This window comes from Pseudomonas danubii (genome assembly GCF_042980055.1).
Taxonomy (GTDB): Bacteria; Pseudomonadota; Gammaproteobacteria; order Pseudomonadales; family Pseudomonadaceae; genus Aquipseudomonas; species Aquipseudomonas danubii.
Window position 1 is genome coordinate 6,437,066 of sequence record NZ_CP116502.1, and the last position, 23,566, is coordinate 6,460,631.

Below are 23,566 nucleotides of genomic sequence, written 5' to 3' on the forward strand. Positions count from 1 at the left end.
CGGGTTCACCGGCAAGCCGGCGCCTACAGCGCGCGGATTACGTGCTTGAGCTCCTGGAAGGCTTGCAGGCCCCAGGGGCCCAGTTCACGGCCGATGCTGCTCTGCTTGTAGCCGCCCCAGGCAGTCTGGGGAAAGATCACCTGGGGGGCGTTGATCCACACCAGGCCGGCCTGCAGGGCATTGGCCACCCGCTCGGTATTGTCCACGTCCGCCCCCACCACACTGGCCACCAGGCCGAACTCGCTGTCATTGGCCAGTTCGATCGCCTCTTGCTCGCTGCTGAAACTGCGCACACAGAGCACCGGGCCAAAGATTTCGTCACGCCACAGGGCACTGTCCAGCGGCACCTCGGTGAACACCGTGGGCTGGATGAAAAAGCCCTGCTGCAACCCGGCCGGGCGGCCGCCGCCACACACCAGCTTGGCACCGACATTCAGGCCACGATCGATGTGCGCCAGTACTCTGTGGTATTGCGCCTGGTTCACCAGGGCGCCCATGACCACCTCGGGGTCGAACGGGTCGGCCACCCGAATGCCTTCGGCCCGGGCCTTGAGCCGCAAGAGGAATTCATCGGCCAGCTCGTCGGCGACCAGTACCCGGCTGGTGGCGGAGCACATCTGCCCGGCATTGAAGAAGCCACCGCCACAGGCCAGCTCCACCGCCAGGTCCAGGTCGGCATCCGCCAGCACCAGCAAGGATGACTTGCCCCCCAGTTCCAGGCTCACGCCCTTGACGGTTTCCGCCGCCCGCTGCATGACCTGGACGCCCACCGCATTACTGCCGGTGAAGGAAATCTTCGCCACTCGCGGGTCCGCCGCCAAAGGCGCACCGACCGCCAGGCCCGTCCCGCAGACCAGGTTGAACACCCCGTTGGGCAAGCCGCTTTCGGCGATGATCGCCGCCAGCTCCAGCTCCGGCAGCGGGGTGACTTCCGAGGGCTTGAGCACCACGCTGCAGCCGGCGGCCAGGGCGGGCGCCAACTTCCAGGCCGTGGTGACCATGGGGAAATTCCACGGCACGATCAGCCCGACCACGCCACAGGGCTCACGACGCAGGCGCGCGCTGAAATCCTCACTGGGCAGCGGCACATTCGCATCCTGGGTCGCCTCCAGCTCCTCGGCCAGCCCGGCGTAGTACTCAAAGGTGGCGATGACATCGTCCACATCCATGGCCGCCTCGAACTGCGGCTTGCCGTTGTTGCTCGACTGCAGGTGCATCAGCCGCTCCCGGCGTTCGGCCACGCCGGCAGCGATCTTGCGCAGCACGGCGGCACGCTCGCTGCCACTGCTTTGCGCCCAGCGGGCAAGCCCCGCCGTAGCGGCCCGCAGCGCCTGATCCACGGCTTGCGGCCCGGCGCCTGCCACCCAGGCCAAGGGCGCCTCGGTGGACGGGTTGATCACCTGCAGGTGCTCGCTGCCTGCCGACCATTGGCCGTCGATGTACACACCGTTCAACAGGTGCGGCGAACTCATGCCTGTACTCCTTGAGTCCAGCGATTCTGGTCAACTTCAATCAAGGTCGGTCCCTGGCGGTCAACGGCCATGCGCAGGGCCGCACGCAGTTGTTCGACACTGTCGATGCGCTCGGCTGCGCACCCGAGGCCCTTGGCCACGGCAATGAAATCCGGGGTGTAGATGTCGACGCCGACTGGCTCGATGGCACGATTGACCATGTACTTCTTGATCTCTTCATAACCCTGGTTGTTCCACAGCAGGACGATGATCGGCGTGCGGGCTTCCACGGCGCAGGCCAGCTCCGCCAGGGTGAACTGCAAGCCGCCGTCGCCGATCAGGCAAGCCACCGGTCGCCGCTGACTGGACTGGGAAGCGCCCCCGAGCCAGGCGCCGATGGCGGCCGGCAAGGCATAACCCAGGGTGCCGTAGCCGGTGGACGAGTTGAACCAGCGCCGCGGCTGCTCAGGATTGAACGTCAGGTTGCCGCTGTACACCGGCTGAGTGGAATCGCCCACCAGGACGATCTCCGGCAACTCCTGGACCACGGTTTCCAGAAACAGGGTCTGGGCCCGGGTCGGCGTATCCCACAGGTTCTCGAGTTCGCTGCGCAAGGCCGCGGCGCGGGCCTGGCCCCAATCGCTGCTGCGCTCGCTCAAGGTTTGCCGGGACAGCTCTGCCAGCAGGGCTTGGGCTGCGTTCCCGGCATCGGCCACCAGTGCCACTTTCGGTGGGTAGTTGCGCACCGTTTGATCGGCATCGATATCGATCCGCAGCAAGGCCCCGGGAATTTCAAAGCCGCCGGCAAAGGTCACGTCGTAATCGGTTTCCGCCAGTTCGGTGCCGATGGCCAGCACCACGTCGGCCTCGGCCACCAGGGCACGGGTTGCCACCAATGACTGGGTGGAGCCAATCAGCAGCGGGTGGGCCGACGGCAACATGCCCTTGGCGTTGATCGTCAGGGCCACCGGAGCCTGCAGCAGTTCCGCCAAACGGGTCAGGGGAGCGGCCGCATCAATGGCGCCGCCACCGGCCAGGATCAGCGGGCGCTTGGCCATCGCCAGCAGCTGACTCATCCGGGCGACAGCGTCCGGGGCGGCACCGGCACGGGCAATGGTTACCGGCTCGCTGGCCAGCAGATGATCGGCATCCTGAACCAGTACATCGAGAGGAATCTCGATATGCACCGGACGTGGACGTCCAGCCTGGAACAGGGCGAAAGCCCGGGCCAGCACCACTGGCAATTCATCGGCGCTCATCAGGGTATGGGAAAACGCCGCCACGCCGCTGACCAGCGCACTCTGGTTCGGCAACTCATGGAGCTTGCCGCGCCCGCCACCCAGCTGGCTGCGGGTCTGCACGCTGGAGATCACCAGCATGGGAATCGAGTCCGCATAAGCCTGGCCCATGGCGGTGGTGATGTTGGTCATGCCGGGGCCGGTGATGATGAAACACACACCGGGCTTGCCGCTGGTGCGGGCGTAGCCGTCGGCCATGAAACCGGCACCTTGCTCATGGCGCGGGGTGACATGCTGGATGGGCGAGCGGGCCAGGCCGCGATACAACTCGACGGTATGCACCCCAGGAATGCCGAACACCTGCTCAACCCCATAACCTTCAAGTAACTTGACCAGTACTTCGCCGCACGTCGCCATCTCATCGCCCTTCTTATTGGTGGAATACCCGACTGACTGCCGACTGAAAAACTCAGCAGACGTCGGGAGGGCTATTGGAACGGTGAGGCTGTAGCCGCAACAATGGATAAAAAGTCATACTAGCCATGTCCTCACGTCATGCCTTGGCTGCCCATGAAACGCTTGCCTCCCCTGCCCGCACTGCACACCTTTCTGGTCACCGCCCAGTGCTGCAATTTCACGCGCGCTGCCGAGCAGTTGCACATCACCCAAGGAGCGGTGAGCCGACAAATTGCCGGCCTGGAAAGCCATCTGGGTTATCCGTTGTTCCAGCGCCATGCCCGGGGCTTGAGCCTCACTAACGAAGGGGCGCAATGGTTGCCGCGGGTGCAGCAGGTATTCGAACTGATCAATGGCGCGGTGGATGACATCGGTGGGCAGAGCCGCAACCTGCGCCTCAAGGCGCCGACTTGTGTGATGCGCTGGCTGCTGCCACGGCTGCTGCAGTGGCAGAGGGAACGCCCGGATGTACCGGTGCAACTGACCACCACCATTCAGCACGGCGTGGATTTCAGCCGCGAACCCTTCGATGCCGCCGTCATGTACGGAGCCCCGCCGTCCCCGACCCTGGGTTCGCGTCACCTGTTCAATGAACAACTGACGCCGGTCTGCTCGCGACCGCTGCTGGAGGGCCCGGTGCCCCTCAAGAAACCGGCAGACCTGCAACAGCACTTGCTGCTGCATCCCTCCCACGATCAACGGGACTGGCAAAGTTGGCTGAAAGCCGCCGGCACGCCACTCAATACCCTGGGCAAGGGTCAGCATTTCGAGACCCTGGACCTGGCGATGTCCGTGGCGTCCCAGGGAACGGGCGTGGCGATTGGCGACTGGGCGTTGATTGGCGACGACCTGAGTGCCGGACGGCTGGTCATGCCTTTTGAACTGAAGATCCCGACGGGCCAGGCGTACTATCTGGTCTACCCGGAGCACCCTGGGCCTGCGGCGGCCTTGCAGGAACTGCTGGACTGGCTGGTGGAGCAGGCCAAACAGCGCTGAATGAGAAAACCCTGATGCCGGCAGACAGCAAAAAGGCCCGCGAGGGCCTTCAACACTGATCGGAACTCCCCGATAACCGCCAACGGCAGGCGGCTACCGGGGCAATCGGCCGCTCATCAGTAACCGACGGTGAAGCGCTGGCGGCGGTGGGCCGGCTTCTCCACTTCATCGAGCATGGCGATGGCGTAGTCGGCGAAGCTGATCCAACTGCGCCCCTGGGCATTGACCAGCAGATCGTCCTGGCCCAGGCGGAACTGCCCGGTGCGCTCACCCTCAACGAACTCCGCCGATGGCGAGAGGAACGTCCAGTCCAGATCCTGCTCCTTGCGCAAGGTGTCCAGGTACACGCCACCGGCGCTGGCCTCGGCCTTGTACTCCTCCGGAAAACCGGGGCTGTCGATGACCTTGCCACCACCGGGCAGCAACAGCGAACCGGCACCGCCCACCACCAGCAGACGCTTGACCCCGGCCTTTTTCACCGGATCGATGATGGCATCGGCCGGGATGGTGGAAAAATGCGCGGCACTGATCACCACATCGTGGCCGGCTACCGCCGCTTGCAATGCAGCACTGTCGGCCACATCCACTTCGCGGGTGAGCACGCCGGCACGCTGGCCGATCTTCGCCGTGTTGCGGGCGATGGCGGTGACGCTGTGACCACGACGCAGGGCCTCTTCCAACAGTTGGCTGCCGGCACGGCCGGTTGCACCAATGATTGCGATTTTGCTCATGACATGTCTCCAGTTGGCTGGGTTCTGAAAGAGTACAGGGGCATCCGCTCCCCGAGGGGAGCGGGTCAAACCGGTTTCACCACTTCATTTCGCCCTTGGCAACCTTGGCGCTCAGTTCCAGGGAACTGTCTTCGCCCAGGTCCGGGTAACGCTTTTTCATGGCCGCGATAAGCGCAGCAGAGTCCTTGGCCTTGGCCGTCTCTTCATCGAAGGCCTTGATGTAGTCCGCGGTGAAGTGCACCGGGGCCAGGGAGCGTGCGCTGTCGCCGAGGAAGTGCCCGGGAATCACGGTCTTGGGGTTCAGGCCCTCAATGGTCTTCAGGGTGCTCAGCCAGTCCTGGTGAGACTGCGGGGTCTGGGTATCGGCCATCCATACGTGGATGTTTTCCGCGACCACCACACCACCGACTACCGCCTTGATCGACGGAATCCAGACAAAGCTGCGATCCGGTTGCTTGCCGTCCAGGCCGATGACTTCGAGCTTCTGCCCTTCCAGGGTCAGGCTGTGGCCCTTGAGTACGCCGGGCACGATGGTCTTGGCCGGAACGTCAGCGCCCATTTTCGGGCCCCAGAACGCCAGCTTGCCATCCACCGTGGCCTTGATGTGATCCACTGTGGGTTGTGAGGCAACAACCTTGGCATCAGGGAAAGCCTTGGTCAGGGTGTCGAGGCCGAAGTAGTAATCCGGATCACCGTGGCTGATGTAGATGGTGGTCAAGTGCTTGCCACTGGCACGAATCTTTTCCACCAGTTGCTGGGCCTGGGATTTGCCGAACTGGGCATCCACCAGGATCGCGTCCTTCTTGCCGCTGACCAGTACCGAGGTCACCGGGAAGATGGCATTGGCCCCCGGGTTGTAGACATCCAGCTTCAGGCTGGGCTCGGCGGCTGCGGCATGGGCGGCAAAACCCAGGGTGGCGGTGGCCAGCAGCAGGCGTTTAAGAGAGGTGAATCCGATCATGAGGGCAGCTCCAGCATCTGTTGGCTTGGTGAGAAGTGGACAAAGCTTAGTTGCCAGACTCGTTACAAAAAATGCGATGCTTGAACATAGTTTGTTTCTGAAAGCGGGCAAATCATGGATCGTCTCCAAGCAATGCGGGTCTTTGTCACCGTTGTGGACCTGGGCAGCCAGTCGGCCGCCGCTGACCACCTGGACCTTTCACGGCCGGTGGTTTCACGTTATCTGGCGGAGCTGGAGGATTGGGTCGGCGCCCGGTTGATGCACCGCACCACGCGCAAACTCAGCCTGACCGCGGCCGGCGGCGAGATCCTGCCCCGCTGCCGGCAGATGCTGGAGCTGTCCAACGATATGCAGGCTGCGGTGGGCGAGCCTGACGATGCGCCCCGCGGGCTGCTGCGCATCAGCGTCAGCACCTCGTTTGGCCAGTCACAACTGGCGGAGGCGGTGGCCGACTACGTCAAACGTTATCCCGGTGTGAGCATCGATCTGCAGATGCTCGACCGCACAGTGAACCTGGTGGACGAGCGTATCGACTTGGCGATCCGCACCAGCAACGACCTGGACCCGAACCTGATCGCCCGACGCCTGACCGTCTGTCGCTCGGTGATCTGCGCCTCACCGATCTACCTCCAGGAGCACCCGGCGCCACAACGGGTGGAGGAATTGAGCCAACACAACTGCCTGACCCACTCCTACTTCGGCAAAAGCTTGTGGCATTTCGAACAAGACGGCGAGCAGGTGTCAGTACCGGTACAGGGCAATATCAGCGCCAACGAAGCCAGTACCCTGTTGCGCACCACAGTAGCCGGCGCCGGCATCGCCATGCTGCCCAGCTACCAGGCCGGGGAGTACATCAAGCGGGGAGAACTGGTGCGCCTGCTGACCCATGCCGAACCCCGCAAGATGAACATGTATGCGGTCTACGCCTCGCGCAAGCACATGCCGGCGACCTTGCGCAGCATGCTGGATTTCCTGGTGCTCAGGTTTCCCCAGGAACCGCTCTGGGATGTGGGGCTGTAGACACGATCCAGCGGTTCAATACCTCGCCAAACAGGCTGGGCAGCAGCCTGGCAAGCCCCCGCAACTGACCTATGCTGATATCAGTGCCCCTGAAAACACGGGGTATTGGTTCAGAGGTCGTTGCCATGAACGTCAAGACAAGAAGGTACCTGGCCATCTTCATGACCTGCACCATGACCCTGGCGCTATACGGTACCGCCGCTTATCGCGTCGAGCAGGCCCGCATGCAACAGCGCAACTACGCCAGTTGCAACCTGGAACGCTGCATTCCCCACAACGCCACCTTGAACGCCCTCAGGTGAGCGGCAACGCCCCAGGCTCCCCCGCCTGATCGGCCTTGAGCCGGTCGCGGAACACCTTGGGCGAAATCCCCTCGCGGCGTCGGAACAGCCGGGTGAAATTGGTGGGATCGGAAAAGCCCAGGTCATCGGAAATCTCGTAAATGGTCATCCCGGTGTAGGTCAGCAGGCGCTTGGCCTCCAGCAGTTGACGCTCGTGCATGATCTGCAGCGCCGGTTGCCCGGCCAGCTCGCGGCAGGTGCCGTTGAGGTGCGATACGGAGATGCCTAGCTTGTGAGCCAGGTCCTCGACCTTCACATGCTCGCGGTAATGGGCCTCCACCAACTGGATAAAACCGTTGAAATACTCCCGGGCCCGCTGAGGACGCTGACTGGAACTGCTGCGCTGCAGTGCCTGGCGACCAATCCAGACCACAATCATGCTCACCAGGGCGTGCATGATCATTTCCCGAGCCGGCTGCTGCCCTTGATACTCATTCTGCAAGGCACTGAACAAACCGTTCAGGTACTGCGCATCCTCCCGGGCCGGGTAGCTGCAAGACGTAGCCAGGGTATTTTCCGAACGCCCCAACTGAGCTTGCAAATGGCTCAACAGCGGCGCCGCCAGAGTCACGACATAACCTTCGACATCCTCGGAAAATCGAAAGCCATGGACCGATAACGGCGGCAACACCTGGATCATCGGTTCATCCAACAAGGTCCGCTGGCCTTCGACCTCCAGTTCGGCCTGCCCTCGGAAGACGAACAGCAATTGGCCGAGATCGGCATGCCGATGGGGTTTTATTTCCCACTGGTGCTCACGGCTGCGTTGACTGATGGACTCGCAATGGAGCAGATCCGGGGTGGGCCACTCCAGGCTCTCGCCATAGAGTTTGAACACGGGAATGGCAGCAAGGGCAGGCTTGTTCATCACTACAGTCCAGGCCTCAGAGTAACGGGGGGGGGAGAATTGCACCGCTGAAAAAAAGCTCAGGTAACCGCCAGGTTTCATCGGCCCATTGACGGGTTCAGCCAGGAAAAACGCAAGCACCGGCAACACAAATAAACATTCGTACAGCCAGGATTCAGGAAGCCGGCACCGAGCGCACACTATACAGAATGCGTCCCATTACACATCAACACCAAGTGCCACAAAGCTTTTCGAGAGCGGTGAATCCAAGGCGCTTTGGCACAACCTCCCCCCTTGGAAACCTTCATGAAAAAACGCCGTGCTCTTCCTTGTAGCGCTATCCGATAGCACCCTATCGAGTACACTGACGCCCATTCCCGCCAGCCTTGCCGCTACGGATCAATCACTGCCCGCAGGTTTTTTCGTGACTCACCTCCAACAACCTGGCCCGCCCAAACCGGCCATCCGCAGCGTGCTGATCGCCCTGATGCTGGCGATCTTTCTCGGCGCCCTGGACCAGACCATCGTCGCGGTCTCCATGCCGGCCATTTCCGCTCAGTTCAAGGATGTCAGCCTGCTGGCCTGGGTCATCTCCGGCTACATGGTGGCGATGACCGTGGCAGTGCCGATCTACGGCAAGCTCGGTGATCTGTATGGCCGGCGTCGGCTGATGCTGTTCGGCATGGGATTGTTCACCCTGGCCTCGCTGTTCTGCGGCCTGGCCCAGAACATGGAACAACTGGTGCTGGCGCGAATCTTTCAGGGCATCGGCGCCGGCGGCATGATCTCGGTGAGCCAGGCCATCATCGGCGACATAGTCCCGCCCAGGGAGCGCGGCCGCTATCAGGGCTACTTCAGCAGCATGTACGCGGTGGCCAGTGTCGCCGGCCCGGTGCTGGGCGGCTACATGACCGAGTTTCTGTCGTGGCGCTGGGTGTTCCTGATCAACCTGCCCCTGGGACTGGGTGCCTGGTGGGTGGCCCACCGCACCCTGGTAGGGCTGCCGGTGCCCCAGCGCAAACCGATCATCGACTACCTCGGCACTCTGCTACTGATCATCGGCCTGAGCGCCCTGCTGCTGGGCATCACCCAAGTGGGCCAGGGCCACTCCTGGCGCAGCGCCGAAGTGCTCGACCTGCTGGCCATCGGCTGCATCGTCCTGGCTCTGTTCGTCTGGCATGAGCGCCGGGCTAGGGAACCCCTGCTGCCGATGCACCTGTTTGCCAACCGCAATGCGCTGCTGTGCTGGTGCACGATTTTCTTCACCAGTTTCCAGGCCATCTCGCTGATCGTGCTGATGCCCTTGCGTTTCCAAAGCATCACCGGGGCCGGGGCCGACAGTGCCGCCCTGCACTTGCTGCCCTTGGCCATGGGCCTGCCCATGGGCGCCTATTGCGCAGGACGCCTGACCTCGGTGACCGGACGCTACAAGCCGATGATCCTGGGCGGCGCGCTATTGATGCCGGTGTCGATTCTCGGCATGGCCCTGGTGCCGCCCCAGGAGGTCCTGCTGAGCAGCCTGTTCATGTTGCTCTGCGGGATCGCCGGCGGCATGCAGTTCCCTACCTCCCTGGTGGGCACCCAGAACTCGGTGGAGCAACGGGATATCGGTGTCGCCACCAGCACCACCAACCTGTTTCGCGCCCTGGGCGGCGCGGTGGGAGTGGCGCTGATGTCGGCCTTGCTGTTGGCCTTGTTGCAGGATTCCAGCCTGGCGCATCTGAGTGGCACAGGGCTGATGAACGAGGGGCACTCCGGCAATGCCTTGCTGCAAGGCCTGGACGCCGCGCCTGGACCCGCCCGCGACGCATTGCGCAACGAGTTGCTGCTGACCTTCCGACATCTGCTGCTGGTCAGTGCCGCAGTCTCCCTACTGGGGCTGGCGGCGGCGATTGCCATGCCCAATCGCCTGCTACGGGGCCGTGAAGACAAGGCGCATTGATCCTGATGCTGGCAGGGGCCAGCGTTCAGGACTCAGGGGCTGTAGTAACCCACGGCAACCAGCAGCTTCCCGACCTTGCGCAAGTAGGCATGCTTGTCCTCGACCTTGCCCGTCACCGGGTTCTTCCAGCGGTACTCGTATTCCCCCTGATCCTGGCCTGCCATCAGCGCCAGGATCGGCTCCCCCACCGGCTTGCCCTCTGGGTCCTTGATCTTGCCAAAATCGGTATTGAGCAGGCGCAGGTTGGTGCCATGGGCCAGATAGCGGTGGCTGTCGAGGTCCACCACGAACACATACAGATCGTCTTCGAGAAACCCGCCACGCAAGTCATTGATGGCTTTGAGCGTACCCGGCTGATCGCCGCCCAAGGCCGTGGCCGCTCGATCCAGCAGCGCCTTGGCCTGCTCGGCCGAGGCCCGAGGCAGGTAATACCCCACCGCCAGGATGCGTTCGCCGATACGCTGGAAGTACACATGCTTGCGTTCGATCTTGCCGTCGGCCCAGTTCTGCCAGCGGTATTCGGCTTGCTGGATGCCATTGGCCTCGGGAATCTTCAGGGCGTCCTTGAACGCCTTGCGCAGATCCGGTCCCAGGACTTCGGAAACATCTCGGCCAATCAGTGCCGACGAAGGACCGCCACTGGCCAGCATCACGCCCCGGGTGTCCACCACGAACACATAACGATCGCGGTCGACAAACTCCCCCTGGCGGCTGAAGGCCGCAAACGCCTTGTCACCCTGGTCGTGGTAATAGCGCAGGGCTTTTTCCAGCAGCGCCCGGGCCGCCACACCGTCATCGGCCGCCGGTACCGCCGCATGCAACGACCCCATGCACAGCAATAACAACCATCCCAGCCAGGTATTTTTCTGCAACAGCCTCATCGCTCGCTCCTCGTTCCTGATGGCGTTTGAAGAGCGTAGACGGCTGCGCAATATGGGTGAACATTCAGCGCACTTTGGCCGAACAGCCCACCCACGCCATGCGCGGGTGGGGCCGCCCCTTCAAGGACGGGTATTGATCTGCTGCTGCAGGTTCTGGATCTGGCTTTGCAGGGTATTGATGTTGCGGGTGACTTGGCCACGGAACGCATCGAACTCGGCGGTGCTGGCTCCGTTCTGGGCAGCGGGACGATTGTCCTGCTCACTCTTGAGTACCACCAGCTCCTGCTCCAGTCGCTCGATAGCAGCGCTCGGGTTGCCCTGTTTCTTCAATGCGGCAAGGTCGGCACTCAGACTCTTGAGCTGGGTATCGAGCTTGCCGGCGTCCGCCTGGGCACCTTTGAGGCTCGCCAGTTCAGTGCTCAGGACTTTCACCTGGGTCTGCAACTGGGCGTTGGCCGCCTGCTGCTCGGCAGTCTGGGCTGTCATCTGCGCCAGGCGCTTGTCCAGGTCAGTCGCCTGCCCGGCCACGCCCTGCTGTTGTCGGCTCTGATCCTGCAGCCGGCTTTCCAACTGTTTAATCTGCAGCTTCAAGGCTTCGCTGTCAGTGGTGACATTGGTCTGACTGGCCACTACCTTGCCGGAGATGTCCTGCAGACGGCCGGCGGCCTCTTCACTGATCCTGGCGAAGCTTTCCTGGGTCGCCACCAGTTGCTGCTCCATCAGCGAAATCTGCTGGAAGCTCCACCAGGCAAGACCGATGAAGGCAAAGAACAACGCCCCCACCAATGCCCACAATGGCCCGGTACTGGGCCCCTTGGCCTTGGCCACCGGAGCGCTGCGCGAATGCACGGTGGTGCGCTCACGGACAGCGCTGGTGGTAGGAAAGACATCGTCATCGAGGGGATCGGCGCGCAGACTTGGAACGTCATCGAAGTCATCGTGTGCATCGTTACGCATGGGGCAACCTTTGTGAACCGCGGTGATGGCTGAATGCGGCGAGTATAAACCGCTAATTCACCCGGCCAATGGACCGGCCCGGGCAAACCGGGTTCAGTCTTTGATTTCAGCTTATGTCCTGAGCCTTCCACCAACTGCAGAACTCATCCAGAGCGGCCCACAAGCTGACCTTGGGCTCATAGCCGAGGTAATGCCGGGCCCGGCTGATATCCAGGGTGAAGTTCTTGTTCATGACCTGCATCCCCAGGCGCGACAAGGTCGGTTCAGGACGGCCGGGCCAGAGCTTGCAGAACCCCTCGTTGAGCGCCGCCACGCTATAGGCCAGGCCAAAAGAGCGATAGCGGGTGACTTGCGGCACCTGCATCTGGCGCATCACATAGTTGACCACGTCCCACAGCGGCACCGGCGCACCGTTGCTGATGTTGTAGACCTTGCCCAGGGCCGAACCACTGGCGTGCAGGCTGCTGAACAGGGCCTCGTTGAGGTTGTGCACACTGGTGAAGTCGACTTTGTTCAGGCCGTTGCCGACAATGGCCAGGCGACCTTTGCGCTGCATCTTCAACAACCGCGGGAAGATGCTCATGTCGCCGGCACCGGTGACAAATCGCGGCCGCAACGCAATGACCTCCAGCCCGAACTCCTGGGCACCGAAAACCTTCTGCTCGGCCAGGTACTTGGTGGCTGCGTAGGGGTGCTTGAAACGCTTGGGCACTTGCTCTTCGGTCAGCCCCAGGTGATCACGGCCATCGAAATAGATCGACGGCGAGGACAGGTGCACCAGGCGCTGGACCCGTTGCTTGAGGCAGGCTTCGACCACATTCTCAGTGACCAGCACGTTGCCCTGATGGAAATCCTGATAACGCCCCCACAAGCCCACCGCGCCGGCGCAGTGCACCACGGTCTCGACATCGCGACAGAGTTCGCGCACCAGGCCGGCATCGTTCAAATCGCCCTGGACGAACTCGGCGCCACGGCGCACCAGATGATCCACCGCTTCGGCGCGACGGCCGTTGACCCGGACCTCCAGGCCCTGCTCAAGGGCAAAACGAGCAAAGCGCCCGCCGATGAAGCCGCTTGCGCCGGTAACCAGAATTTTCATGAATATTCCTAAACAAAGCAGTGACGAGCTACGAACTACAAGCCGCACATTGAAAGTCGAAGCGCAAGCTGTGCACTCGCAGCTTGTCGCTTGACGCTTACGGCTGCTCCCAAGGCACCAGCCATTGTGCAGATAAACGTGCCAGGTGCTCGGTCAACAAGCCCAGCAATTGTCCGCCGTTGCGCCAATGATGCCAGTACAGCGGCACATCGATGGGTTTATCCGGTAAAAGCTCCACCAGCAAGCCTCGCTGCAGTTGCTCGCGAACCTGCAGTTCGGGCACCAGTCCCCAACCCAGGCCGGCTTCGGCAAGACGGATGAAGCCCTCGGAAGACGGGCATAAATGATGTTCGAAGCCGCCATCGACCCCCAGGGACGCCAAATAGCGATGCTGCAGGAAATCGTCAGGGCCGAACACCAACGCCGGGGTCCGAGCCAACTGCTCGGCGCGCACGCCCTGGGGAAAATGCCGGGCGATGAACGCCGGGCTGGCCAGGGCGCGGTAACGCATGGCGCCCAGCAGCAGGCTGCGGGCCCCGGCCACCGGACGCTCGCTGGCGCAGACACACGCCGCTACTTCGCCGGCACGCATGCGCTTGAGGCCCACCGTCTGGTCCTCCACCACCAGGTCCAGGAGCAAGTGATGTTCGGCGCAAAAGTCAGCCACCGCTTCGGCCCACCAGGTGGCCAGGCTGTCGGCGTTGAGGGCAATGCGCAGGCGCTCCGGCAAGCCTTCTTCGTCCAGGGCCGGCACCAGGCTTTGCAGGTCCCGCTCCAGAAGGCGTACCTGCTGCACATGGTTGAGCAGGCGGCGACCGATTTCCGTGGGCGAAGGTGGCGTCACCCGCACCAGCACCGGCTGCCCGACCCGGGCCTCCAGTAGCTTGATGCGCTGGGAAATTGCCGACTGCGACAATCCCAGCACCTGGGCCGCCCGTTCGAATCCTGCCTGTTCGATCACCGCAGCCAGGGCAGAGAGCAACTTGTAGTCGAACATCAGTTTTCCTAATGAGTGATCAGCACTATTGGTTTTTCTTATACCGCCTGAGGCGAGAAAATAGCCAGCGTAAAGCCTCTGTAATGCTTCTTCGCTCAAGGATTTTGTTCATGGCTGGTGAAACCTCCCTCGCTACCCTGCTACGCAGCATGAGCCCACAGCTCAACGACGGCGAGTACGTGTTCTGTTCCCTCACTGACCCCAGCCTGCTGCAGGACTGCGAAGTGCTGGGCAGCTTTCGCGAACGCGAGGGACTGACGGTTATCCTCCCGCGCCAACAGGCCGAGCGCCTGGGCCTGGCCTTCGATTACGTGGCGGCCTGGATCACCCTCAACGTGCATTCGGCCCTTGAAGCCGTGGGCCTGACAGCGGCCTTCGCTGGCGCCCTGGGCCAGGCCGGAATCAGTTGCAACGTGATCGCCGGCTACTACCACGATCACTTGTTTGTCGGTCAGGCGGATGCCCAGCGAGCCATGCAGGTTCTGCAAAAACTGGCCGCCGGCGAGGAGCAGTAATCATGTGGCAAAGCTATGTAAACGGTCTCTTGGTGGCCGCCGGCCTGATCATGGCCATCGGCACGCAAAACGCCTTCGTCCTGGCTCAGAGCCTGCGCCGTGAACACCACTTGCCGGTGGCGGCACTGTGCGTGACCTGCGATGCCCTGTTGGTGGCCGCCGGGGTGTTCGGCCTGGCCACCGTCCTGACCCAGAGCCCGATGCTGCTGGCCGTGGCGCGCTGGGGCGGCGCGGCGTTCCTGATCTGGTACGGCGCCCAGGCCCTGCGCCGGGCCTGCTCGAAACAAAGCCTGCAACAGGGCGAAGGCCAGACCGTGCGTTCGCTGCGGGCTGTCATGCTCAGTGCCCTGGCGGTCACCCTGCTCAACCCCCACGTCTACCTGGATACGGTGTTGCTGATCGGTTCACTGGGGGCGCAACAAACCGAGCCCGGCGCTTACGTGGTGGGGGCCGCCAGCGCCTCGTTGCTGTGGTTCTTCACCCTGGCCCTGGGCGCCGCCTGGCTGGCTCCGTGGCTGGCTCGCCCCAGTACCTGGAGGATTCTCGACCTGCTGGTGGCGGTGATGATGTTCAGCGTGGCGTTCCAGCTGATCAGCGCTGCGTGACTTATTCCAAAAGGCTCTGGAACCTCTATCCCACACAGTTGTTGCGTGGTTAAGCCGCACCCCCGGTGCTATGATCCGAACCCTGCGCCGCAAAGAGTACAAACTCCCCGGCGCTTGTCTGGCCGCCCGTGATCGGCCTTGCGCTCACCGCAACTGACCTGATTAGGAGAATCATCATGGCTTTCGAATTGCCGCCGCTGCCCTATGCACACGACGCCCTGCAGCCGCACATTTCCAAGGAAACCCTGGAATACCACCACGACAAGCACCACAACACCTATGTCGTGAACCTGAACAACCTGGTGCCAGGCACCGAGTTCGAAGGCAAGACTCTGGAAGAGATCGTCAAAACCTCTTCGGGCGGCATCTTCAACAACGCAGCCCAGGTCTGGAACCACACTTTCTACTGGAACTGCCTGGCGCCAAACGCCGGCGGCCAACCTACTGGCGCTCTGGCCGAGGCCATCAACGCAGCCTTCGGTTCGTTCGACAAGTTCAAAGAAGAATTCACCAAGACTTCCGTTGGCACCTTCGGTTCCGGCTGGGGCTGGCTGGTGAAGAAGGCTGACGGTTCCCTGGCCCTGGCCAGCACCATCGGCGCCGGCAACCCGCTGACCAGCGGCGACACTCCGCTGCTGACCTGCGACGTCTGGGAACACGCCTACTACATCGACTACCGCAACGTTCGTCCTAAATACGTCGAAGCGTTCTGGAACCTGGTCAACTGGAAATTCGTGGCTGAGCAGTTCGAAGGCAAGAACTTCGTCGCTTAAGTCCGTTTGCAGTGCAAAAAACCCGGCCTGGCCGGGTTTTTTTTGCCTCTGACAAAGCCGGCATCTTGTCCCGCCCAGCCGAGACGCTAAGATTCATCTGATGTAAAAATCAACGCCGCCCCTCAAGTTGCAAGGCGTCGCTACCGACACACTATCCACAGCAAGAGCAATCCTGAATCTGATCACCCGGGCCTGGCCCGCAGACGTCCTGTTCTCGGCCTTAATGTCACTTTGACGGCCAACACGGGATTGCCAATACTCATGGCAACTTGACGCTACGCGCACGGAACAAGGAATAGCCCTTTGAAGCTGGAACTCAAAAACAGCTTGTCGGTGAAGTTGCTCCGGGTTGTGCTGCTGTCGGCACTCATAGTGGGCGTAGTCCTGAGCTGTGCCCAGATCGTCTTCGATGCCTACAAGACTCGGCAGGCGGTCGCTAACGACGCCCAGCGCATTCTCGACATGTTTCGCGACCCATCGACACAGGCGGTCTACAGCCTGGACCGGGAAATGGGCATGCAAGTCATTGAAGGCCTGTTCCAGGATGATGCGGTACGCATGGCCTCCATTGGCCACCCCAATGAAACCATGCTCGCGGAAAAATCCCGCGAGCTGCAGCATTCTTCCAGTCGCTGGCTCACTGATCTGATTCTTGGCCAGGAACGCACCTTCACCACCCAGTTGGTGGGCCGCGGCCCCTACAGCGAGTATTACGGCGACCTGAGCATCACCCTCGACACCGCTACCTACGGCCAGGGCTTCATCATCAGCTCGGTGATCATCTTCATCTCCGGCGTCCTGCGCGCCCTGGCCATGGGCCTAGTGCTGTACCTGGTCTATCACTGGTTGCTGACCAAACCGCTGTCGCGAATCATCGAGCACCTGACTACCATCAATCCCGACCGCCCCAGCGAACACCAGTTGCCACTGCTCAAGGGGCACGAAAAAAACGAACTGGGAATCTGGATCATCACCGCCAACCAGTTGCTGGCCTCCATCGAGCGCAACACCCACTTGCGCCACGAAGCGGAAAACAGCCTGCTGCGCATGGCCCAGTACGACTTCCTGACCGGCCTGCCGAACCGTCAGCAACTGCAGCAGCAACTGGACAAGATCCTGGTGGACGCCGGACGCCTGCAACGCCGGGTGGCAGTACTGTGTGTCGGCCTGGATGACTTCAAGGGCATCAACGAACAGTTCAGCTACCAGACCGGCGACCAACTGCTGCTGGCCCTGGCCGATCGCCTGCGCGGCCACAGTGGCCGCCTCGGCGCCCTGGCTCGCCTGGGTGGCGATCAGTTCGCCCTGGTCCAGGCCGATATCGAACAACCCTATGAAGCCGCAGAACTGGCACAAAGCATCCTCGACGACCTGGAGGCCACCTTCGCCCTCGATCATCAGGAAATCCGCCTGCGCGCCACCATCGGCATCACCCTGTTCCCGGAAGACGGCGACAGCACGGAAAAACTCCTGCAAAAAGCCGAACAGACCATGACCCTGGCCAAGAGCCGGTCACGCAATCGCTATCAGTTCTATATCGCCAGCGTCGACAGCGAAATGCGCCGGCGCCGGGAGTTGGAAAAGGACCTGCGTGAAGGCCTGACCCGGGAGCAGTTCTTCCTCGTCTATCAGCCACAGATCAGCTATCGCGACCACCGGGTGGTGGGGGTCGAGGCGCTGATTCGCTGGCAACACCCGGAACACGGCCTGGTGCCGCCGGACCTGTTCATTCCCCTGGCGGAGCAGAACGGCACCATCATCGCCATCGGCGAATGGGTCCTGGATCAGGCCTGCCGCCAACTGCGCGAATGGCACGACATGGGCTTCAGCGACCTGCGTATGGCGGTCAACCTGTCCACGGTGCAACTGCACCACGCCGAACTGCCACGGGTGGTCAACAACCTGCTGCAGATCTACCGCCTGCCACCGCGCAGCCTGGAACTGGAAGTCACCGAAACCGGCCTGATGGAAGACATCAGCACCGCCGCCCAGCACCTGCTGAGCCTGCGACGCTCCGGAGCGCTGATCGCCATCGACGATTTCGGCACCGGTTATTCGTCCCTGAGTTACCTGAAAAGCCTGCCCCTGGACAAGATCAAGATCGACAAGAGCTTCGTCCAGGATCTGCTGGATGACGACGACGATGCGACCATCGTGCGCGCCATTATCCAGCTGGGTAAAAGCCTGGGCATGCAGGTGATCGCCGAGGGCGTGGAAACGGCCGAACAGGAGGCTTACATCATCTCCGAAGGCTGCCATGAAGGTCAGGGCTATCACTACAGCAAACCCCTGCCGGCGCGGGAGTTGAGCGCCTACCTGAAACAGGCGCAGCGCAGCAACGCGGTGATCCTCTGACCTAAACAGAGCACTGGCCGGCTTGACCTGGCGCAGTCCCCTTCTGAATAAGAAATATTTACAAGCGCGACTCTTTACACATAATGCAAATCTTTCGCATTATGTTGCAGTTTTGCGCGCCCCCAGCGCCGTCCACTCCCCCTCTCGAAGCAGGATGTTCGCCATGATTCGTATGCCTCTGGCTACCGCCAGTCTGTTGGCCATCGCTATTTCCCTCGCCGGCTGCGGCGAAGGCAAAGACGACAAGGCTGCCGCTCAAGCGCCGACCCCGGCCGCCAGCACTGCCACCCCAGCCACTGACGCTGCCGGCAAGGTCGACGAAGCCGCAGCCAAGGCTGTAGTCGCGCATTACGCCGACATGGTATTCGCCGTTTACAGCGACTCCGAATCCACCGCGAAAACCCTGCAAACCGCCATCGATGCCTTCCTCGCCAAGCCCAACGACGACACCCTGAAAGCCGCCAAGGCTGCCTGGGTTGCCGCTCGTGTGCCTTACCTGCAGAGCGAAGTGTTCCGCTTCGGCAACACCATCATCGATGACTGGGAAGGTCAGGTGAACGCCTGGCCACTGGACGAAGGCCTGATCGACTACGTCGACAAGAGTTACGAGCACGCACTGGGCAACCCGGGCGCCACCGCCAACATCATCGCCAACACCCAGATCCAGGTCGGCGAAGACAAGGTCGACGTGAAGGACATCACCCCGGAAACCCTCGCCAGCCTGAACGAGCTGGGTGGTGCCGAGGCCAACGTCGCCACCGGCTACCACGCCATCGAATTCCTGCTCTGGGGCCAGGACCTGAACGGCACCGGCCCTGGCGCCGGCGCCCGCCCTGCTTCCGACTACCTGGAAGGTGCCGGTGCCACCGGCGGCCACAACGAGCGTCGTCGCGCCTACCTGAAGGCCGTGACCCAACTGCTGGTCAACGACCTGGAAGAAATGGTCGGCAACTGGAAGCCGGATGTGGCCGACAACTACCGCGCCACCCTGGAAGCCGAACCGGCCGAGACCGGCCTGCGCAAGATGCTGTTCGGCATGGGCAGCCTGTCGCTGGGCGAACTGGCGGGCGAGCGGATGAAGGTATCCCTGGAAGCCAACTCCCCTGAAGATGAGCAGGATTGCTTCAGCGACAACACCCACAACTCGCACTTCTACGATGCCAAGGGCATCCGCAACGTCTATCTGGGCGAGTACACCCGTGTCGACGGCAGCAAGATGACCGGCGCCAGTCTGTCGTCCCTGGTGGCCAAGGCCGACCCGGCAGCCGACGCCGCCCTGAAAGCCGACCTGGCCGCCACCGAAGCCAAGATCCAGGTCATGGTCGACCACGCCAACAAGGGTGAGCACTACGACCAACTGATCGCGGCGGGCAACGAGTCCGGCAACCAGATCGTGCGCGACGCCATCGCCGCCCTGGTCAAGCAGACCGGTTCGATCGAACAGGCTGCGGGCAAGCTGGGCATCAGCGACCTGAACCCGGATAACGCCGATCACGAGTTCTGATCAGCGCGGCTTCAGCCAAAAGGCGACCTGCGGGTCGCCTTTTTTGTGCCCGTGGCGCTCCGTTTCAGGCGCCTGGACGCTTCCCGGCAAGCTTGTCCTGGGTCAAACCAAACGATAATTCCTCTTATTCAATCCAGGCGGCCCTGTTAGACTTTGCGCCCTTGTTTTGCTCGTCTTGCAGGATGTCCGATGCCCCCGTCGCTGCTTCGCTGGTCCGCTCTACTCATGGCCTTGAGCCTGAGTGCCTGCGATGACGCTCCGCGCTTTACCCAGGCCGAACCAGGGGAAGCCCGGGCCGGCGGCGCGACCACGGTCAACAAGGCCGATCGCAATGCCTTCTCCCTGCCATCGGCCAACCTGCCACCGACCCGACGCCTGGACTTCAGCGTCGGCAACAGTTTTTTCCGCAACCCCTGGGTGATCGCCCCTTCCACCACCACCGCCCGTGACGGCCTCGGCCCGCTGTTCAACACCAATGCCTGCCAGAACTGCCACGTCAAGGACGGCCGCGGCCATCCGCCCGCGCCGGATGCGCTGAACGCGGTGTCGATGCTGGTGCGCCTGTCGATTCCGGATACACCGGCCTACGCCAAGGTCATTGAGCAGGTCGGCGTAGTGCCGGAACCGGTGTATGGCGGCCAGTTGCAAGACATGGCGATTCCCGGAGTCGCCCCCGAAGGCCGAGTACGGGTCGAATACGATCCGCTGCCCGTACGGTTCAAGGACGGCACCCAGGTGGAGTTGCGCAAACCCAGGCTGCAGATCACGGACCTGGGCTACGGCCCAATGCACCCCGAGACGCAGTTCTCCGCCCGAGTGGCGCCGCCGATGATCGGCCTGGGGTTGCTGGAGGCCATTCCCGAAGCGGCAATCCTGGCCAACGCTCGGCCCGCTGCCGGCAATAAGGCCATTGCCGGACGACCCAACTGGGTCTGGGATGACGCCCAGCAAAAGACCGTACTCGGGCGTTTTGGCTGGAAAGCCGGCCAACCCAACCTCAATCAACAAAATGTTCACGCGTTCTCTGGTGATATGGGCCTGACCACCCGCCTGAGGCCCTTCGATGACTGCACCGACGCGCAAACCGCCTGCAAGCAGGCCCCCAACGGCAATGGTCCGGACGGTGAGCCAGAAGTCAGCGACAACATCCTGCGCCTGGTGCTGTTCTACACTCGCAACCTGGCGGTACCGGCGCGCCGCGATGTCGATTCGCCCCAGGTCCTGGCCGGCAAGAACCTGTTCTTCCAGGCCCGCTGCCAGTCTTGCCACACCCCAAGTTTCACCACCGCGGCCAACGCCGCCGAGCCCGAACTGGCCAATCAGGTGATACGCCCCTACAGCGACCTGCTGCTGCACGACATGGGGGAGGGCCTGGCGGACCACCGCACTGAGTTCAAGGCCAGTGGCCGCGACTGGCGCACTGCGCCCCTGTGGGGCATCGGCCTGACGGAAACCGTCAGTGGCCACACCCAGTTCCTGCATGACGGCCGCGCCCGCAACCTGATGGAGGCGGTGCTGTGGCATGGCGGCGAAGCCGAGGGCGCGAAGCAACAGGTTCTCGCCTTCAATGCCGAGCAGCGTGCCGCGCTGCTGGCCTTTTTGAATTCGCTATAAACATTCGTCTTATCTGCTTTCTCCACAATAAAGGGAGCCCGAACATGTTCCGCCCCAAACTGCTGTTCACCAGCCTTGCCGCACTCGCCCTGGGCGCCTGCTCGCCCCAGGACCCACAAGCCGTGACCTCGGCCGCTATCGCCAAGCAGGTGATCCTGCCGACCTACAGCCGTTGGGTCGACGCTGACCGCCAGCTGGCCATCAGCGCCCTGGCCTTCTGCGAAGGCAAGGAAAGCCTGGACACCGCCCGTGCCGACTTCCTCCACGCACAAAAGGCCTGGGCCGAGCTACAACCGCTGCTGATCGGCCCGCTGGCCGAGGGCAACCGCGCCTGGCAAGTGCAGTTCTGGCCGGACAAGAAAAACCTGGTAGGCCGCCAGGTCGAACAACTGGTCAGCGCCAATACGCAGATCGATGCCGCGGCCCTGGCCAAGTCCAGTGTGGTGGTGCAAGGCCTATCGGCCTACGAGTACATCCTGTTCGACAGCAAGATCGACATGGCCGACAGCGCACAGAAAGCTCGCTACTGCCCACTGTTGACCGCCATCGGTGAACGTCAGAAACAACTGGCGGAAGAAATCCTGGCGGGCTGGAATACCAACGACGGCATGCTCGCGCAGATGAGCAAGTTCCCCAACCAGCGCTACGCCGACTCCCATGAAGCCATCGCTGATTTGCTGCGGGTCCAGGTCACTGCCCTGGATACCCTGAAGAAGAAACTCGGCACGCCGATGGGCCGCCAGACAAAGGGCATTCCCCAGCCGTTCCAGGCCGACGCCTGGCGCAGCCAGTCGTCCCTGCAAGGCCTTGAGGCCAGCCTCAGCGCTGCTCAGACGGTCTGGGCCGGAGTCGACAACAAGGGCCTGCGCGGCCTGTTGCCAGCCGATCAGAAGCCCCTGGCCGACAAGATCGACGCTGCATACGCCGCCTCGCTGAAACTCTTCGCCAGCACCCAGCGCTCGCTGACCGAAATGCTCGGTGACGACGCCGGGCGCCAGCAGCTCAATGATCTGTACGACAGCCTCAACGTGGTCCACCGCCTGCACGAAGGCGAACTGGCCAAGGCGCTGGGTATCCAACTGGGCTTCAACGCCAACGACGGTGACTGATGATGCTGCGACGTCAGGCTTTGGTTCTGGGCAGCCTGCTGCTCAGTGCGGTGACCTTGGGCGGCTGGACGCTGTTCAAGCAAAAGGGCAAACAGCCCTTGCTGCTTTCGGCCAGGGACGATGGTGACGGCAAGCATTACGCCGTCGGTTATCAGCTGGACGGTAAACAGGTGTTTGCCACCCAGGTCGGCCAGCGTTGCCATGACATCATCAATCACCCGCAGTTGCCGATCGCCCTGTTCGTGGCCCGGCGCCCGGGCACCGAGAGTTACCTGATCGACCTGCGCAACGGCGCGCTGCTGCAGACCGTGACCTCGCAACCTGACCGGCACTTCTACGGTCACGCGGTGATCCACAAGGATGGCCAGTGGTTGTACGCCACCGAGAACGACACCCGGGACCCCGGCCGCGGCCTGCTCGGGGTGTATCGCTTCGAAGGCGAGCGCCTGGTGCACAGCGCTGAGCTGTCCACCCACGGTATCGGCCCGCACCAGGTGTCGTGGATGCCCGACGGTGAAACCCTGGTGGTAGCCAATGGCGGCATCCGCACTGAAGCCGAGAGCCGGGTGGAGATGAACCTCGATGCCATGGAGCCCAGCCTGGTGCTGATGCAGCGCGACGGCACCCTGTTGAGCAAGGAAACCCTGGCCCAGCAGATGAACAGCGTGCGCCACATGGGCATCGCCAGCGACGGCACCATCGTCACCGGCCAGCAGTTCATGGGCGCCGCCCACGAGCCCTCGGAACTCCTGGCAATCAAGCGTCCGGGCCAGCCCTTCGCGGCCTTCCCGGTGCCCGAACAGCAGCTGCAAGCCATGGGGCACTACACCGCCAGCGTCGCGGTGCACAGCGACCTGCGCCTGGTGGCCCTGACCGCCCCCCGGGGCAACCGCTTCTTCATCTGGGACCTGGACAGCGGCGCAGTGCGGGTCGATGCGCCCCTGCCAGACTGTGCCGGCGTCGGCGCCGTGGCCGACGGCTTCGTGGTGACGTCGGGACAAGGCCGTTGCCGCTTCTACGACTGTCGTCAGACACAGATTGTGGCAAAGCCGCTGGATCTGCCCGCAGGGCTCTGGGACAACCATCTGCATCTGATCTGAAAAAACCTCCCCGGCCTTGGCGCCGGGAGCTTCGCTGAACGACAGGACGCTCATCTGGAACCCACACGCGACTC

At 62.6% G+C, this 23,566-nt stretch carries 21 protein-coding genes; 12 read left to right on the forward strand and 9 right to left on the reverse strand.

All coding sequences use genetic code 11. The features are described from left to right. Window positions 1-23: 23 nt before the first annotated feature. A complete protein-coding gene (locus PFZ56_RS28950; protein WP_170001662.1) occupies window positions 24-1,472 on the reverse strand; it encodes an aldehyde dehydrogenase family protein in 1,449 nt (482 codons plus the stop codon). Continuing rightward, window positions 1,469-3,106 (reverse strand): 5-guanidino-2-oxopentanoate decarboxylase, encoded by a 1,638-nt coding sequence (locus PFZ56_RS28955; protein WP_170001660.1) that lies wholly within the window; start codon window positions 3,104-3,106, stop codon window positions 1,469-1,471. The genes PFZ56_RS28950 and PFZ56_RS28955 overlap by 4 nt, the downstream gene beginning before the upstream one ends. A gap of 153 nt (window positions 3,107-3,259) precedes the next feature. Here PFZ56_RS28955 and PFZ56_RS28960 point away from each other — a divergent pair, with 153 nt between their 5' ends. Continuing rightward, window positions 3,260-4,141 carry a LysR substrate-binding domain-containing protein gene (locus PFZ56_RS28960; RefSeq protein WP_110594969.1) on the forward strand — a complete coding sequence of 294 codons (882 nt, stop codon included), beginning with the start codon at window positions 3,260-3,262 and terminating at the stop codon, window positions 4,139-4,141. A gap of 116 nt (window positions 4,142-4,257) precedes the next feature. Here the strand turns inward: PFZ56_RS28960 and PFZ56_RS28965 are convergent, their stop codons facing one another. Continuing rightward, window positions 4,258-4,872, reverse strand: a complete 615-nt coding sequence (locus PFZ56_RS28965; protein WP_110651388.1) for an NAD(P)-dependent oxidoreductase — start codon at window positions 4,870-4,872, stop codon at window positions 4,258-4,260. Between the two features lie 76 nt (window positions 4,873-4,948). Further along, complete coding sequence (locus PFZ56_RS28970) at window positions 4,949-5,833, reverse strand: MBL fold metallo-hydrolase (RefSeq protein ID WP_102880719.1); 885 nt, start codon at window positions 5,831-5,833, stop codon at window positions 4,949-4,951. Between the two features lie 114 nt (window positions 5,834-5,947). Here PFZ56_RS28970 and PFZ56_RS28975 point away from each other — a divergent pair, with 114 nt between their 5' ends. Both PFZ56_RS28975 and PFZ56_RS28980 read left to right on the forward strand, forming a co-directional pair. After that, on the forward strand, window positions 5,948-6,853 hold the full coding sequence (locus PFZ56_RS28975; RefSeq protein ID WP_170001658.1) for a LysR family transcriptional regulator: 906 nt from the start codon (window positions 5,948-5,950) through the stop codon (window positions 6,851-6,853). 125 nt (window positions 6,854-6,978) lie between these two features. Next, window positions 6,979-7,155 (forward strand): hypothetical protein, encoded by a 177-nt coding sequence (locus PFZ56_RS28980; protein ID WP_162884084.1) that lies wholly within the window; start codon window positions 6,979-6,981, stop codon window positions 7,153-7,155. Here PFZ56_RS28980 and PFZ56_RS28985 read toward each other — a convergent pair. Further along, window positions 7,148-8,062 carry a helix-turn-helix domain-containing protein gene (locus tag PFZ56_RS28985; RefSeq protein ID WP_110651386.1) on the reverse strand — a complete coding sequence of 305 codons (915 nt, stop codon included), beginning with the start codon at window positions 8,060-8,062 and terminating at the stop codon, window positions 7,148-7,150. The genes PFZ56_RS28980 and PFZ56_RS28985 overlap by 8 nt on opposite strands. A gap of 403 nt (window positions 8,063-8,465) precedes the next feature. Here PFZ56_RS28985 and PFZ56_RS28990 point away from each other — a divergent pair, with 403 nt between their 5' ends. Further along, window positions 8,466-9,983, forward strand: a complete 1,518-nt coding sequence (locus PFZ56_RS28990) for an MDR family MFS transporter (RefSeq protein ID WP_170001656.1) — start codon at window positions 8,466-8,468, stop codon at window positions 9,981-9,983. Between the two features lie 32 nt (window positions 9,984-10,015). Here PFZ56_RS28990 and PFZ56_RS28995 read toward each other — a convergent pair whose 3' ends face one another. The 4 genes from PFZ56_RS28995 to PFZ56_RS29010 all read right to left on the reverse strand — a co-directional run bounded on the left by PFZ56_RS28995 (window position 10,016) and on the right by PFZ56_RS29010 (window position 13,917). After that, the gene (locus tag PFZ56_RS28995) at window positions 10,016-10,864 is read right to left on the reverse strand and encodes a cache domain-containing protein (protein ID WP_102860511.1); all 849 of its coding nucleotides are present in this window, start codon (window positions 10,862-10,864) and stop codon (window positions 10,016-10,018) included. Between the two features lie 120 nt (window positions 10,865-10,984). Next, window positions 10,985-11,821: an ATPase gene (locus tag PFZ56_RS29000; protein ID WP_170001654.1), complete on the reverse strand. Its 837-nt coding sequence runs from the start codon at window positions 11,819-11,821 to the stop codon at window positions 10,985-10,987. A gap of 106 nt (window positions 11,822-11,927) precedes the next feature. Next, window positions 11,928-12,920 carry an NAD(P)-dependent oxidoreductase gene (locus PFZ56_RS29005; RefSeq protein WP_110594894.1) on the reverse strand — a complete coding sequence of 331 codons (993 nt, stop codon included), beginning with the start codon at window positions 12,918-12,920 and terminating at the stop codon, window positions 11,928-11,930. Window positions 12,921-13,017: 97 nt separating this feature from the next. Further along, window positions 13,018-13,917 carry a LysR family transcriptional regulator ArgP gene (locus PFZ56_RS29010; protein WP_110594895.1) on the reverse strand — a complete coding sequence of 300 codons (900 nt, stop codon included), beginning with the start codon at window positions 13,915-13,917 and terminating at the stop codon, window positions 13,018-13,020. 110 nt (window positions 13,918-14,027) lie between these two features. On the opposite strand from PFZ56_RS29010, the gene PFZ56_RS29015 reads away from it, so the two are divergent. The 8 genes from PFZ56_RS29015 (at window position 14,028) to PFZ56_RS29050 (ending at window position 23,492) form a co-directional block, all read left to right on the forward strand. Beyond that, window positions 14,028-14,432: an ACT domain-containing protein gene (locus PFZ56_RS29015; protein ID WP_170001652.1), complete on the forward strand. Its 405-nt coding sequence runs from the start codon at window positions 14,028-14,030 to the stop codon at window positions 14,430-14,432. Window positions 14,433-14,434: 2 nt separating this feature from the next. After that, window positions 14,435-15,037: a LysE/ArgO family amino acid transporter gene (locus tag PFZ56_RS29020; RefSeq protein ID WP_102880727.1), complete on the forward strand. Its 603-nt coding sequence runs from the start codon at window positions 14,435-14,437 to the stop codon at window positions 15,035-15,037. A gap of 176 nt (window positions 15,038-15,213) precedes the next feature. Next, the gene (locus PFZ56_RS29025; protein WP_011063080.1) at window positions 15,214-15,810 is read left to right on the forward strand and encodes a superoxide dismutase; all 597 of its coding nucleotides are present in this window, start codon (window positions 15,214-15,216) and stop codon (window positions 15,808-15,810) included. Between the two features lie 303 nt (window positions 15,811-16,113). Beyond that, on the forward strand, window positions 16,114-18,165 hold the full coding sequence (locus PFZ56_RS29030; RefSeq protein WP_110594897.1) for a bifunctional diguanylate cyclase/phosphodiesterase: 2,052 nt from the start codon (window positions 16,114-16,116) through the stop codon (window positions 18,163-18,165). A 163-nt stretch (window positions 18,166-18,328) separates the two neighbouring features. Beyond that, window positions 18,329-19,669 (forward strand): imelysin family protein, encoded by a 1,341-nt coding sequence (locus PFZ56_RS29035; RefSeq protein WP_102880729.1) that lies wholly within the window; start codon window positions 18,329-18,331, stop codon window positions 19,667-19,669. Between the two features lie 189 nt (window positions 19,670-19,858). Further along, on the forward strand, window positions 19,859-21,283 hold the full coding sequence (locus PFZ56_RS29040) for a di-heme oxidoredictase family protein (protein ID WP_170001650.1): 1,425 nt from the start codon (window positions 19,859-19,861) through the stop codon (window positions 21,281-21,283). 44 nt (window positions 21,284-21,327) lie between these two features. Next, window positions 21,328-22,392 (forward strand): imelysin family protein, encoded by a 1,065-nt coding sequence (locus PFZ56_RS29045; protein ID WP_102880731.1) that lies wholly within the window; start codon window positions 21,328-21,330, stop codon window positions 22,390-22,392. A gap of 2 nt (window positions 22,393-22,394) precedes the next feature. Continuing rightward, window positions 22,395-23,492, forward strand: a complete 1,098-nt coding sequence (locus tag PFZ56_RS29050) for a DUF1513 domain-containing protein (RefSeq protein WP_102860995.1) — start codon at window positions 22,395-22,397, stop codon at window positions 23,490-23,492. Window positions 23,493-23,566: the final 74 nt, after the last annotated feature.